The sequence below is a fragment of the Thauera sedimentorum genome (assembly GCF_014489115.1).
Taxonomy (GTDB): Bacteria; Pseudomonadota; Gammaproteobacteria; order Burkholderiales; family Rhodocyclaceae; genus Pseudothauera; species Pseudothauera sedimentorum.
In genome coordinates this window covers 1,310,001-1,323,384 of record NZ_JACTAH010000001.1, presented here as the reverse complement: position 1 = coordinate 1,323,384, position 13,384 = coordinate 1,310,001, and the positions used below count along the sequence as shown (strand labels likewise).

At 68.4% G+C, this 13,384-nt stretch carries 8 protein-coding genes; 4 read left to right on the top strand and 4 right to left on the bottom strand.

The features are described from left to right. The first annotated feature begins 76 nt into the window (after positions 1-76). Positions 77-1,927: an aminodeoxychorismate synthase component I gene (pabB, locus tag IAI53_RS05930; protein ID WP_187717199.1), complete on the top strand. Its 1,851-nt coding sequence runs from the start codon at positions 77-79 to the stop codon at positions 1,925-1,927. Between the two features lie 174 nt (positions 1,928-2,101). Here the strand turns inward: pabB and IAI53_RS18690 are convergent, their stop codons facing one another. Then, positions 2,102-2,785 (bottom strand): hypothetical protein, encoded by a 684-nt coding sequence (locus IAI53_RS18690; protein WP_187717198.1) that lies wholly within the window; start codon positions 2,783-2,785, stop codon positions 2,102-2,104. Next, positions 2,782-3,450 carry a ParA family partition ATPase gene (gene parA / locus IAI53_RS05920; RefSeq protein ID WP_187717197.1) on the bottom strand — a complete coding sequence of 223 codons (669 nt, stop codon included), beginning with the start codon at positions 3,448-3,450 and terminating at the stop codon, positions 2,782-2,784. Before parA ends, IAI53_RS18690 begins: the two co-directional genes overlap by 4 nt. A gap of 202 nt (positions 3,451-3,652) precedes the next feature. Here parA and IAI53_RS05915 point away from each other — a divergent pair, with 202 nt between their 5' ends. Next, the gene (locus IAI53_RS05915) at positions 3,653-6,229 is read left to right on the top strand and encodes an EAL domain-containing protein (RefSeq protein WP_187717196.1); all 2,577 of its coding nucleotides are present in this window, start codon (positions 3,653-3,655) and stop codon (positions 6,227-6,229) included. 55 nt (positions 6,230-6,284) lie between these two features. Here the strand turns inward: IAI53_RS05915 and IAI53_RS05910 are convergent, their stop codons facing one another. Then, a complete protein-coding gene (locus IAI53_RS05910) occupies positions 6,285-6,650 on the bottom strand; it encodes a hypothetical protein (protein WP_187717195.1) in 366 nt (121 codons plus the stop codon). Between the two features lie 251 nt (positions 6,651-6,901). Between IAI53_RS05910 and IAI53_RS05905 the strand changes: the two genes are divergently transcribed. Further along, positions 6,902-8,173 carry a bifunctional O-acetylhomoserine aminocarboxypropyltransferase/cysteine synthase gene (locus tag IAI53_RS05905; RefSeq protein WP_187717194.1) on the top strand — a complete coding sequence of 424 codons (1,272 nt, stop codon included), beginning with the start codon at positions 6,902-6,904 and terminating at the stop codon, positions 8,171-8,173. Between the two features lie 194 nt (positions 8,174-8,367). Here the strand turns inward: IAI53_RS05905 and IAI53_RS05900 are convergent, their stop codons facing one another. Then, entirely contained in the window at positions 8,368-11,928 is a 3,561-nt protein-coding gene (locus tag IAI53_RS05900; RefSeq protein ID WP_225433140.1) for a DUF748 domain-containing protein, read from the bottom strand. A gap of 199 nt (positions 11,929-12,127) precedes the next feature. Between IAI53_RS05900 and IAI53_RS05895 the strand changes: the two genes are divergently transcribed. Continuing rightward, positions 12,128-13,348 (top strand): BaiN/RdsA family NAD(P)/FAD-dependent oxidoreductase, encoded by a 1,221-nt coding sequence (locus tag IAI53_RS05895; RefSeq protein WP_187717192.1) that lies wholly within the window; start codon positions 12,128-12,130, stop codon positions 13,346-13,348. The last annotated feature ends 36 nt before the right edge of the window (positions 13,349-13,384 follow it).

The window sequence follows — 13,384 nt, the reverse complement described above, 5'->3', positions numbered from 1 at the left end:
GGCTGCCGCACTCAACATCGTCACGGCACCGAAACCTTTCGGCTAACATCGCCCCCTCTCCCGCACGCCCTGCCCCATGCTCCCCACCCCGCCCTTCGCGCTGTTCGACGACAACCAGGATGCCGCCGGCGATCTGCTGCTCAGTGAGCTGCGCCAGACCCTGAGCTGCGAGCGGGCCGAAGACATAGATGCGACCTTCGCCGCCATCGAGGCCGCCCAGGCCGCCGGGCACTGGGTGGCGCTGGCGGCCGCCTATGAGCTGGGTTATCTGCTGGAGCCGCGCCTCGCGCCGCTGCTGCCGGCCGAGCGCGAGGGGCCGCTGCTCACCGCCTGGGTGTTCGCCCGCGGCGAGCGGCGCAGCGCGGCGCAGACCGCCGACGACATCGCGGCCACGCTCGCGCCGCTGGACGAGCATCAGCGCCTCGCCGGCCTCGTCGATCTCACGCCGACGCTGGACGCCGGGCGCTACCGCACCGCGGTCGAGCGCATCCGCGCGCTGATCCACGCCGGCGACTGCTACCAGGTCAACTACACCTTCGCGCTCGCCGGGCGCAGCTACGGCGCCCCGCTGGCCCTCTACGAGCGCCTGCGCCGCGCCCAGCCGGTGCGCTACGGGGCCTATATCGAGGATGGGCAGCGCCGCCTGCTCTCGCGTTCGCCGGAGCTGTTCATCGAGCGCCGCGGCCGCCGCCTCGTCTGCCGGCCGATGAAGGGCACCGCGCCGCGTGCCAGCGACCCGCAGGCGCTGGCGGAGTCCGCCAAGAACCGCGCCGAGAACGTGATGATCGTGGACCTGATCCGCAACGACCTCGGCCGCCTCGCCCCGCCCGGCGGCGTACGGGTCGAGGCCTTGTGCGAGATCGAGGCCTATCCCAGCGTCTGGCAGATGACCTCCACGGTCAGCGCCGAGCCAGTCACCGCCGGCCTGTGCGACATCTTCCGCGCCCTCTTCCCCTGCGGCTCGGTCACCGGCGCGCCGCGCATCCGTGCGATGGAGATCATCCGCGAGCTGGAAGCACAGCCGCGCGGCGTCTATTGCGGCGCGATCGGCTGGCTGGCGCCGGACGGCGACTTCCGCTTCAACGTGCCGATCCGTACGCTCGCCATCGACGGGCGCGGCGGTGCCCGCCTGGGCATCGGCAGCGGCATCGTGGCCGATTCCGATCCGGACGACGAATGGAGCGAGTGCCTGCTCAAGGGCAGCTTCGTGCACCGTGAGCCGCCGGGTTTCGCGCTGATCGAGACCCTGCGCTGCGATCCGGCCGAGGCTGAGCCCTATCCGCTGTTCGAACGCCATCTCGCCCGCCTGGCGCGCTCGGCGCGCGCGCTGGGCTTTGCCTGCGACCTGCCGGCGGCACGTGCCGCCTTGCTCCGCCAGGCAGACGGGCTCGCCGGCCCGCAGCGCGTGCGCCTGCAGCTGGAAGCGGATGGAACATTCGCGATCACCGCCGCGCCATTGGACGACTTGCCGGACGCTGTGAGCGTCACGCTGTCCACCAGCCCGCTGCGTGCCAACGATCCGCTGCTGCGCCACAAGACCACCGCCCGCAGCCTCTACGACCGCGAGCTGGCGCAGGCCATGGCCGCCGGCTACTTCGACCTGCTGTACTTCAACGAGCGCGGCGAATTGTGCGAAGGCGCGCGCAGCAGCGTGTTCGTGGAACTGGACGGCCAACTGTGGACGCCGCCGCTCACCTGCGGACTGCTCGACGGCGTATGGCGCCGGAAGATGCTCGACGAAGGCCGCGCGCGCGAGCGCGTGCTGACCCTGGCCGACCTGCGCGCGGCATCCGCCCTCTACCTGGGCAACGCCTTGCGCGGGCTGCTGCAGGTGCGGCTAGCCCGCATTTCTCACACTGGCACGTCACGAGGGGGCCGAGGCGCCGCAGTGGTTCGCCGTACGGACCGATCGACGCCGAAGGCGTAGCTGACACTACGTCGAGGCGGCGTGAGGGAGTGCGGCGTGCCACGGCGAGTGCATCGGCACCCGCAGTAGGGACGGTGTGAGAAATGCGGGCCAGGGTAGACGACAACGGGGCGGCACACTGCCGCCCCGCTTCTTTCGCGGCGGGCCGTGCAGCCCGCGCAATCCGCCGGTCCCTTACTTCTTGCTCTTGCCCTTGGGTACCACCGGCAGTGCATCGACCAGGCGCACGAGTTCGGCCGCCTGTCGCTCGGCCAGCAATTGCAGGCCGGCGCGCAGCAGTTCGGACTTGGTGCAGATCCGTCCTTCCCTTGCCAGTGCGGTACGCAAGGTCTTGAGTTGCGCGTGCTCGCTCTTTGGCATGGAGAAGGAGTCGCGCACCACCTTCTCGCGCTTTTCCTTGCGTACCGCCTCGACCGCAGGCGCCTTTGCCGCCTTGGCCGCCGGAGCCTTCGCGACAGCTGCCGGCGTATCGGTCTTGGCCGCCTTGAGCGGCTTGGCCGCTTTGACCGCCTTGGCAGGCTTGCCGGCCTGGACTTCCGCAACGGCTTTCGCCGCTGCAGGCTTGGCCGCGGCAGGTTTCTTCGCGGCCGGTTTGACTGCAGCGGGCTTCGCAGGGGTCTTCACCGCCGCTCGTGCCGACGCCGGCTTCTTCGGCGCTGCCGGCTTGGCGGCCACCGGCGCTTCCGCCGGCTGGGTGACGATGGCCGGCGTGCCGGCCTTTTTCGCCGCAGCCGGCCTGGCTGCGGGTTTGCGAGCCGGCTTGGCGGCCGGTGCCGCCGGCAGGCGCTCGGCCAGCGCGGCGTCTTCCTGCTTGAGGGCGGCACGCAGTGCCGACTGGGTCTTGCGCGGGGTAGTCATCGGTTCTTCTCTCCTGTCATGTCGATCACCGCGGCCGCCAGCCGCGTCATTTCCTCACGTGCGGCCTGCGCCGCACGTCCGAGCTGGAAGACCGAACCGCCCTGCACCGCGCTCTGCGCGTAGGCGGTTCGCTGTGCGAGCGCCACCGGCATGACCGGCAGGCTGAATTCGCGCATGACCTCGAGCACGTCACCGGCCAGTGCGGTGCGCTGCACCCGGTTGGGCAGCAAGGCCGCGCGCAGCGCCCGGCGGCGCTGCTGCACCAGCAGGATCAGCCGCTCCACCGCGCGGGTGGACCACAGGTCGGTCGGCCCGGGTACCACCGGCACCAGGGCCAGGTCGACGAACTCCAGTGCGGCCAGGGTGTGCGGGTGTTCGATCGAAGGCGGGCAGTCGAGCACCACCAGGGCGCATTCTTCCGCCCCGCGTCTCACTGTTTCGGCGATGGCGGCGGCATCGCCCGCCACCGCGAACACCCGCTCGGGAAACGGCGGTTCGCCGCTGGCCGCTTCATTCCAGCGCAGCGCGCTTTCCTGCGGGTCGAGGTCGGCCACCGCCACCCGCCTGCCGCCTGCGCTGAGCGCGGCGGCAAGCTGCATGGCAATGGTGGTTTTGCCCGCACCGCCTTTCTGGGATACGAGCGCGATGGATAGCTGCTTTTTCATGAGATCCCCGCATTCGGTATTACCTTATTATTCATACATCGGAAATGCCATGCAAGACCGGCGATCGGCGGCGCCACCCCCGCGTCATGCGTCCGACCGTGACGGCGGTCAAATTCCGCCCGAAAACTCTTGATCTGCTTCGTGGCGGTAAACCCCTACAGATGGTATGTTCATGCCCATTTTGGGCTCGGGCCACCTTCGCATGAAACTGCGCAGCTTCATCCTCGCTACCTCGGTAGTCGTCGGCATCGTCTTTCTGGGAGGCAGTTGGTGGGCCATCAGCAAGGGGTTCGACGAAGCTTTCCGTGAACACGCCCGCAGCCAGGCCGACGACGTGGCCGCGCTCACCTTCTCGGCGATGTACGAGATCATGAGCCGCGGCTGGACCCGTGAGGAGGCCGAGCGCTTTCTGGCCGGCATCCACGGCAGCGACGACACGGACGCCGGCAATGACCGCCTAAAGGTGATGATCTTCCGCGCGCCGGCGGTTGTCGAACGCTACGGCGAAATCCACCAGCCCGACCCCGGCCGTCTCGCGCGCGAAACGCTGGCTACCGGCGAGGGTGCGGATTCGGCCGAGTTCGGCGTGTTCCGCCGCACCTTCCCGCTCAAGGCCGAAGCGCGCTGCCTGGCCTGCCACGACAACGCCGAAGTGGGCGAAGTGCTCGGCGCGATCGAAGTACGGCAGCCCTACGAGGCGGTGCTGTGGAACGTGCGCACCGGTTTCTACATCAGCGCCCTGCCCAGCCTGCTGCTCGGCATGATCGTGGCGCTCGGCGCGGTGTGGTGGGTCAGCCTGCGCATCGAGCGCAGCGTGGACGAGGTGGAGAACAGCCTGGAGTCGATCAACAGCTTCGACGACCTGCGCCACCTCGCGGTGAACGAGGACCGCCACACCTTCGACGAATTCCACCAGGTACATGGCTCCATCATGTCGCTGGCCACCAAGCTGCGCTCGGTGGCGGTGGACAAGGACATCCTGCTGTTCGAGATCGGCCTGCTGGAGAAATTCGTCATCACCTCCGAGGTGATCCGCGACTGGCGCGTTTATGTCGGCCGCTTGCTGGAAGACATCAACAGCGTGATCGAAGCTCACGTGCTGTTCTCGGTGTTCCAGATCGACGACGAACTGTTCGACATCGAGATCTTCTGGTACCTCAGCCCGGACGAAAACGGCCGCAAGCAGGTCGAGCAGTCCATCCGCGACGCGCTGATCGCCGACAGCCGCTTCGGCGAACCGGCCACGCTGAACATCCACCATCACACACCGGAGAAGGAGCGCACGCTGACGCACGCCGAACAGGACGCGATGGTCCTGCGCATCAAGTCCTTCTTCGTGGACCGCCCGCGCATCGGCAGCATCGTCGGCATCGGCGTGCAGTCGGACGCGCTGGCCGACCACACCCACAGCCTGGTGCTCGACAGCATCCTGTCCACCCTGCTCAACGTGGTGGGCTCGATCAAGGCCATCCACAAGTACACCCGCGACCTGGAGTACTACGCCACCCGCGACCCGCTCACCGATCTCTACAACCAGCGGGTGTTCTGGGAGCTGCTGGGCTACGAGATCGGCCGCAGCCAGCGCCACAACGCCAAGTGCACCCTGCTGCTGATCGACCTGGACAACTTCAAGCTGATCAACGACCACTACGGCCACGCCACCGGCGACCGCTTCCTGCAGCGCTTCGCCGAGGCAGTGGACAGCTCGCTGCGCGGCGGCGACATCCTGGCGCGCTACGGCGGCGACGAGTTCGTCGTGGTGCTGCCTGAGACCGACGTCGAGCAGGGCTACTCGATCGCCCAGCGCGTGCTCGCCGCAGCCAAGTCGGTGTCGCTCGAGGCGACGCCGGGCGGCGAGCAGATCCGCGGTTCGGTGTCCATCGGCCTGGCGGTGTATCCGGACCATGCGTCGGACGCCAAGGACCTCTTCCTGTTCGCCGACAACATGATGTACCGCGCCAAGGCCGAGGGTAAGGAGCGCGTGTCGCTGCCGTCCACCGAGGACGTGATGGCGGTGTTCCGCGATGTCTCGGAGATGGGCGTGGCGGTGCTGGCGGCGGTCAACGAGCGCCGCGTGATCCCCTTCTTCCAGCCCATCATGGGCCTGCAGGGCAATCGCCTGGCGGCGGTGGAAGTCCTCTCCCGCCTGGAGGTGAACGGCGAACTGATGCGTGCGGACCAGTTCATCGAGATCGCCGAGAAGATCGGCATCATTCACCGGCTCGACACCATCGTCATCGAAGCCGCGCTGGCCAAGATCAAGGAAAGCGACTACGACGGCTACATCTTCTTCAACCTGTCGCCGCGCGCCCTGGTGCTCTCCGAGTTCGCCCGCACCCTGCGCACCGTGGTCAAGGCATCCGGCATCGCGCCCGAGCGCATCGTCTTCGAAATCACCGAACGCGACACGGTGAAGAACCTGTCGCTGCTCGAACGCTTCATCACCGATCTCAAGTCGGAAGGCTTCGGCCTGGCGATCGACGACTTCGGCTCGGGCTTCTCGTCCTTCCACTACCTGCGCCGCTTCCCCTTCGACTTCCTCAAGATCGAAGGCGACTTCATCGCCAACATGCTCAACAGCGAGCGCGACCGGGTGTTCGTGCAGAGCATCACCTCGCTGGCCAAGGCGCTCAACATCAAGGTGGTGGCGGAGTTCGTGGAATCGGCCGAGGTGCTGGAGATGCTGCGCGAGCTGGAAATCGACTTCGCACAGGGCTACTACATCGGCCGCCCGGACCGCCAGGTGGCAATGTCGGACGCGGTCAGCAGCCCGGCGTGAACGAACGGACGCCCGGGCGCGTCGACTGCGCCCGGGCGTCATCCAACCCGGTAGGTCAGGAGTTGAGTTGCTGCAGCCTGCAGCTCACCGGGCAAGGGCCCAGTTCGCCGTCACGGCCCACGCACAGGCAGTGGTGCTGGCCGTCGCACACCGTCCCGCCCTCGGGCGCGTCGCCCGGTTCGAAGTCCTCGACGCGCACCACCTTGAGAAAACGCAGCGCCGCGTCTATCCCCTTGAAAACGGTCAGGCGTCCGTCACCGGTGCACAGCCAGCGATCGTCCATCGACAGGGCGTAGCATCCGCCATTCCCCCTGCCGCCGAGCGCATGCACGCGCACCCGGCAATGCTGACGACGCCACTCCGGCGCAACCGCAAGTTCAAGCCAGGTCGCCACGCGCCCCGGCATCTGCATCGACTCCATGATGTCCCCTCCTTTATTGCTCTTCTTGCCCCTTGATCTATGTCTTGTGCGGGCGGCCGCTCTTTTTTTTCCTGCAGCCTTCCCAGTATGGAAAACGGCCGTGAAAGTGCAAGCAGAATAACCATGTTCATGTGAAGGAATTGCCCGCCTCGGGCAGCCCGTCGCGGCGGCCCCGGGACGCGGGCAGACAATTTCCCCGCCCCGCGCTTGCTGGCTATACTCCGCCCCCTGACCACGAGGAGGAAGCACCGATGAAGCTCGAGACGATCGCCGTCCATGGCGGCTACCAGCCGGACCCCACCACCCGCGCGGTGGCCGTGCCGATCTACCAGACCACGTCCTACGCCTTCGACGACACCCAGCACGGCGCTGACCTCTTCGACCTCAAGGTACAGGGCAACATCTACACCCGCATCATGAACCCGACCACCGCGGTGCTGGAGCAGCGCGTGGCGGAGATGGAAGGCGGCATCGGTGCGCTGGCGGTGGCCTCCGGCATGTCGGCGATCACCTACGCCATCCAGACCATTGCCGAAGCCGGCGACAACATCGTCTCCGCGGCCACCCTCTACGGCGGTACCTACAACCTGTTCGCCCACACCTTCCCGCAACTGGGCCTCGAGGTGCGATTTGCCGACGCGAGCGACCCCGACTCCTTCGCCGCGCTGATCGACGAGCGCACCAAGGCGGTGTATTGCGAGTCGGTCGGCAACCCGCTCGGCAACGTCACCGACATCGGCCGCCTCGCGGAGATCGCCCACAAGGCCGGCGTGCCGCTGATCGTGGACAACACCGTGCCCACGCCCTACCTGTGCCGCCCCTTCGAGCACGGCGCCGACATCGTGGTGCATGCGCTGACCAAGTACCTGGGCGGGCATGGCAACTCGATCGGCGGCGTCATCGTCGATTCGGGCAAGTTCCCCTGGGCCGAGCACAAGGCGCGCTTCCGCCGCCTCAACGAACCGGACGTGTCCTACCACGGCGTGGTGTATACCGAAGCGCTCGGCGCCGCGGCCTACATCGCCCGCGCCCGCGTGGTGCCGCTGCGCAACACCGGGGCGGCGCTCTCGCCCTTCAACGCCTTCCTGATCCTTCAGGGCATCGAGACCGTGGCGCTGCGCATGGACCGCATCTGCGAAAACACCCAGAAGGTGGCCGAATACCTGAAGAAGCACCCGAAGGTGGAATGGGTGAAGTACGCCGGCCTGCCCGACCATGCCGACCATGCGCTGGTGCAGAAGTACATGGGCGGCCGCGCCTCGGGCATCCTGTCCTTCGGCGTCAAGGGCGGCTTCGAAGCCGGCGGCCGCTTCCAGGATGCGCTGAAGCTGGTGACCCGCCTGGTGAACATCGGCGATGCCAAGTCGCTCGCCTGCCACCCGGCATCCACCACCCACCGCCAGCTCTCGCCCGCGGAACTGGCCAAGGCCGGCGTTTCGCCGGACATGGTGCGGCTGTCTATCGGCATCGAGCACATCGACGACATCCTCGCCGACCTGGAGCAGGCGCTGGCCGCGGTGTAAGCGCCGGCCGTCGGCGTGGGAGCGGGCTTGCCCGCGATGCGGCCTTGGGGAAACCGACGCACGCAATCGCGGCCAAGGCCGCTCCTACCGGTGAACCCGGGGGCGGCCAGTTGTAGGAGCGGGCTCGCCCGCGATGCGGCGCTGGGGAATCCGACGGCCGCGATCTCGGCCTAGGCCGCCCCTGCCGCTGCCTCTCAGCGCAGCGAGAAGCGTACGCAGGCGCCGCACGCCTGCTCGCCGGGCGCCTCGGTCTTGGGCGCGAGCACGAAGACCCGCTCGGCCGGCACGCCGCCCTGCTCCACCAGCCAGTTGCGCGCAGCCTGTGCGCGTTGCTGCGCCAGCGCATTCAACTCGTCGGCGCTGACCTCGCTGTTCTCAAGGATGGCGGCCTCCATCTGCGCCACCGGCACATCCTTGACCATGCCGAAGAAGTTGCGCTCCTTCTTGAAATCACCTTCGAGATAGGCTTCGCGCAGCAGGGCCGGATACTCCTCGTCGGCCACCAGCACCTCGTCCAGCAGTGGCGCTTCCTCGCCGCGTTTGATGGTCGATCGCACCTTCGCGGCCTTCACCGTGCGCAGCAGGGCCTGCTGCCTGAGTCCGTCGCTGTCCGTCGCCGGGTCGGCGCGGCCGGTGATCTCCAGCTTCAACGCCGGGCGGTCGAGCAAGGCGTCGCCCAGCGTCTGCACGCGGGTGAGCGCGGCCGGCCCCAGGACGGCGGAGCCGGCGTCGAACTCCAGTTGCGAGAGCTCCTCTCCCCCCCCGAACATCGAGCCGAGCAGGGCGAACGGCGAGGTGATGGCCTTGCCGAGCAGGTTCATGATGGCGCGGAACACCAAACCGCCGATGCTGAATTCAGGATCGTCCAATGTGCCGCTGACCGGCAGGCGCAGATCGATCTCGCCACGGCGGTTCTTGAGCAGGGCCACCGCCAGCTGTACCGGCGCCTTGATGGCATCGGGGCTGTCGGTGGGCGGGCCGAAGGTAAGTTGGTCTAGGAAAACCCGGTGTGAAGCGGTGAACTGGCGCTCCTCGATCCTGTAGCTCAGTTCGGCCGACAGCTTGCCCTTGTCGATTCCGTAGCCCACGTACTTGCCGGAGTAGGCCGACACGCCGGTCAGCTCGAAGTCCTTCACCTCGGCGGCGATGTCCAGCCGGCGGTCCTCGCGGAACGGGTTGAACTCGCCGCGGATGCTCACCGGCGCGGTCTTGTCCACCTTGCCGTCCAGTTCCAGCCGGGCGAGCGTGGACGGGTTCGAGGACAGACCCACCAACTGGCCGCCCAGTCCGCTCAGATTGGCGTCGTAGTTGGGGCGGATGAAGCGGTCGCTGAAGGCGATGCTGCCCTGGCGGAACACCACCCGGCCGATCGACAGCGGCGGCACCTGCCCGGGTGGCGCTACCACCGCCGTGGCCGGTGCGTCCTCCGTGGCTTCCGCTTGCGGGCGGATCTCCCGCAGGTTGAGCTGGCCCCGCTCGTCCAGGATCAGCCGGCTGTGAAAACCGCTCAGCGCGACTTCGCGGATGGCCAGGGCAAAGGGCGCCAGCGCGAGGTCCACCCCGCTCAGCCGCAGCGCGCGCCAGCGCACGAAGTCGGTGGCGTTCAGGCGGTCCACCGAAGAGAAATCGGCCACGCCGAGATCCCCGCGGAAGCGCCCCTTCCAGTCGCCCGCAGCGGTCTGCTCCAGCGCAAGCACGCCCTGGGTGCCCAGCTGGCCGCGCGCGATGGCGATCTTGGTTTCCTCCAGCACATAGGGCTGCAGCGGCAGCAGGTCCACCTCGGCCAGATCGAGTTCCAGCTCCGTCTTCAAGGGCGAGAGCGCCAGCGTGCCGTCGGCGGCTACCCTGCCCCGCTTGTTGACCTGGGTGCGCAGGCTGACGCGGGCCTTGCTGTCGCGGGCGTTCGACAGGCCATCGGCGGTAAACGCGAACTGCTCCGCCTCCACCACCACCGGCGTGCCGGCGCTGCGGTCTTCCAGGCGCAGGCTGGCGTCCTCGACGCCGAGTTGCGCGATCGCGTAGCGCCAGGCCTGCCCGCTGCTGCCACCCGCTGTGGCCGGCGCCAGGAAGTCCAGCGCATCCAGCCTTCCATCGGTGGAGCGGTTGAGCTTCAGCTTGGCCCCGCGCACCTTTGCCTCGCGCACCTGGACGCTGCGCCCGGACGGCAGCACGGCAATCTCGGCAGCGGTCAGCTCGGGCAGTTCCAGCAGCGCCTGCTTGCGCCCCTTGAGCCCGAGCACTGCGTCGCGCAGGGCGAGGCTTTCCACGGTCAGTTCGATCTCCGGCGCCTTGGCGCCTGCGCGCACGCGATGACGCACCACCGCATCGAGCTTGCCGTCGCGGATCTCACCCGCCGCCAGGGCTGCACGGTAGTAAGGGGCAAGCCTGGCCGGCTGCAGTTCGGTCACCGATGCGGTGCCGTCGAGCTCGAAGGGCGCGATGCGCAGCTGCTCCTGGAAGTCGAAACGCTCGCCGGCGTCGGTGTGGAAGTCGGCACGGATCACCGCAGGCATGTCGCCGACGGTCGCCAGGTCGCGCAGGTCGATGTTGATCGCCTCCAGGCGCGTCCTGAGCGGCGTGGCGGGCACGAGATCCTCGAAGGCGACCACGCCGTCGCGCACGCGTGCGGTCGCGAGCAGGAAGTCGACCGGCGCGGCGGTCTCGTCCTTGGCTTCGCCCTTGTGTTTGCCGCGGTTGGCGGGGGCGGTCTGCGGCAGCAGGCGGGCCAGGTTGAGCCTGCCGTCGCGTTCGCGCACCAGCGCCACTTCCGGCGACTGCACGCGCAAGCGGGTGAAATGCCACTTGCCTGCCAGGGGCTGCATCTCGACCAGCTCCACCGCCACTTCCTCGGCAGCGAGCACGCGGCGGCCGCCAGCGTCATCAACCTGCACTTCGCCCAGGCGCACTTCGCCATTGAGCGCGATGTGCGGTTCGCCATCCGCCTTCTGGCGGAAAGCCAGCTGCAACCCGGTGCTCAGATGTCCGCTGCGCAGCGCAAACGCCGGCTCGAACGGCAGGTAGGCCAGATAGGGGGCGAGCTCCAGCTTCTCGAGCACGAGCTCCAGCGCGGTCTCGCGGCCCTCGGCAAAGGGCCGGGTCTTGCCGCTCATCTGCAGCGGCTGTCCGTTAAGCGTGGCCGACAAGGCCGGCTCGACGAACACCTCCACCTTCACCGGCAGGTTGGACAGGAAGGGCAGGCTGACGGCCAGTTCGCGAAGCTCGTGGCGCACACCGGCCTGGCGGTCGTCGAACACCGCCTCGCCGCCGCTGAGCTGGATGTTGCCCAGCGAGAAGCGCGCGGGCGCGTCGTTCCCCGAGTCGTCGCCGGCTTCCGCGCGCGCGGTCAGGCGCGCGGCGACGTCGTCCCAGTTGTACTGCCCGTCCTCGGCGCGCACCACGCTGAGCCGGGGTTCCTCGAGACGCAGTTCATGCAGCACGGCGCCGCGGCGCAGGATCGATTCGAGTTCGAGATTCGCGTGCGCGCGGGCCAGCGAGAAAGCCGGCGCGCTGCCGTCAGCCTCCTGCACGCTCAGGCCCTCGACGGTGAGCGCCAGGGTGAAGGGGTTGAACTGCACGTGCTCGACCGCCACCGCACGCCCGGTCAGCTCGCCCAGCAGGCGTTCGCCATGCTTGCGTACCAGATGGGGCACGGCAATGAAGCCGAACACGGCATATGCCGCGATGCATGCGGCGAACCAGTTCAGCAGCTTGCGCGAGGGCCGCAGGCGGGTGGCCAGGGCAGCGGGCGAGAGCATCGTCGACTCCGGAGTTTGCAGACAGGGTATGTGAGCCAAGTATGGACCGTAGGGCGGAATGTTGCCCCGGGCCATTTTCGCGAAGCGCGAAATCTATCAGGGTCCGGGCCTCGCGGGCGGATCATTGGCGTAAATGTTTGCGACCATGATCCGCTGCGCGTAAGCTCGCGCGCTTTCAAGGCAAGGGATACCTGGCAGCATGCGGCAGAGCTACGACGTGATCGTCATCGGCGCGGGTGCGGCCGGCATGATGTGCGCCGCTTTCGCCGGCCAGCGCGGCCGTCGCGTGCTGCTGCTCGACCACGCGCAGGTGCTGGCCGAGAAGATCCGCATCTCCGGCGGCGGGCGGTGCAATTTCACCAATCTGCGGGTGGGCGCGGAGAACTATTTGTCGCGCAACCCGCATTTCGTGCGCTCGGCGCTGGCGCGGTACGGTTCGCGCGAGTTCATCGAGCTGGTGGACCGCCACGGCATTGCCTGGCACGAGCGCGAGCACGGCCAGCTGTTCTGCGACGACTCCGCGCAACGCATCATCGACATGCTGCGTGCCGAATGCGCGGACGGCGGGGTGGACTGGGCGATGCCGCTGGGCGTGGAGCGCATCGACGCGATTGCCGAAGACGCCTCGCGTACCGGCGGCGAGCGATACGCCCTGCATACCGCGCGCGGCACGCTGACCTGCGAGAGCCTGGTCATCGCCACCGGCGGCCTGTCGATTCCCAAGATCGGCGCCACGCCCTTCGGCTACAAGGTGGCCGAGCAGTTCGGCCTGCCCATGGTGGCCCCGCGCCCCGCGCTGGTGCCGCTGACCCTGCCGCCGGAAACCCTGGCGCGCCTGGCACCACTCTCCGGCGCCTCCTTCGAAGTCGAGGCCAGCTGCAGGGACGGCAGCTTCCGCGAAGCGGCACTGATCACCCACCGCGGACTCTCCGGCCCGGCCATCCTGCAGGTGTCCAGCTACTGGCAGGCGCAGGCCTACGAGACCGGCGACTGGGAGCCGGTCTCGCTCAACCTGCTGCCCGGCGAGAACGCCGGGGCCTGGCTGGCCGCCCATGCGCAGGACCGCGCCCTGCTCCCCAACCTGCTCGCCGAACGATTGCCGCGCCGCTTCGCCCAGGCCTGGTGCGAGCTGCATGGCTGGTCGCGGCCGCTCAACCAGTTCCGCCCCGCCGAACTCGCCGCGATAGCCGAAGCGCTGACCGCCTGGCCGCTGACCCCGTCCGGCACCCAGGGCTACGCCAAGGCGGAAGTGACCCTGGGCGGGGTGGACACCCGCGCGCTGTCCTCGCGCACCATGGAGGCCACCGGTCATCCGGGCCTGTACTTCGTCGGCGAGGTCATGGACGTCACCGGCCATCTGGGCGGCTACAACTTCCAGTGGGCCTGGTCGTCCGGTCACGCCGCAGCACAGTTCGTCTGATCCGCCCCCGCCGCGCCACGGTTACGGCGCGATGAA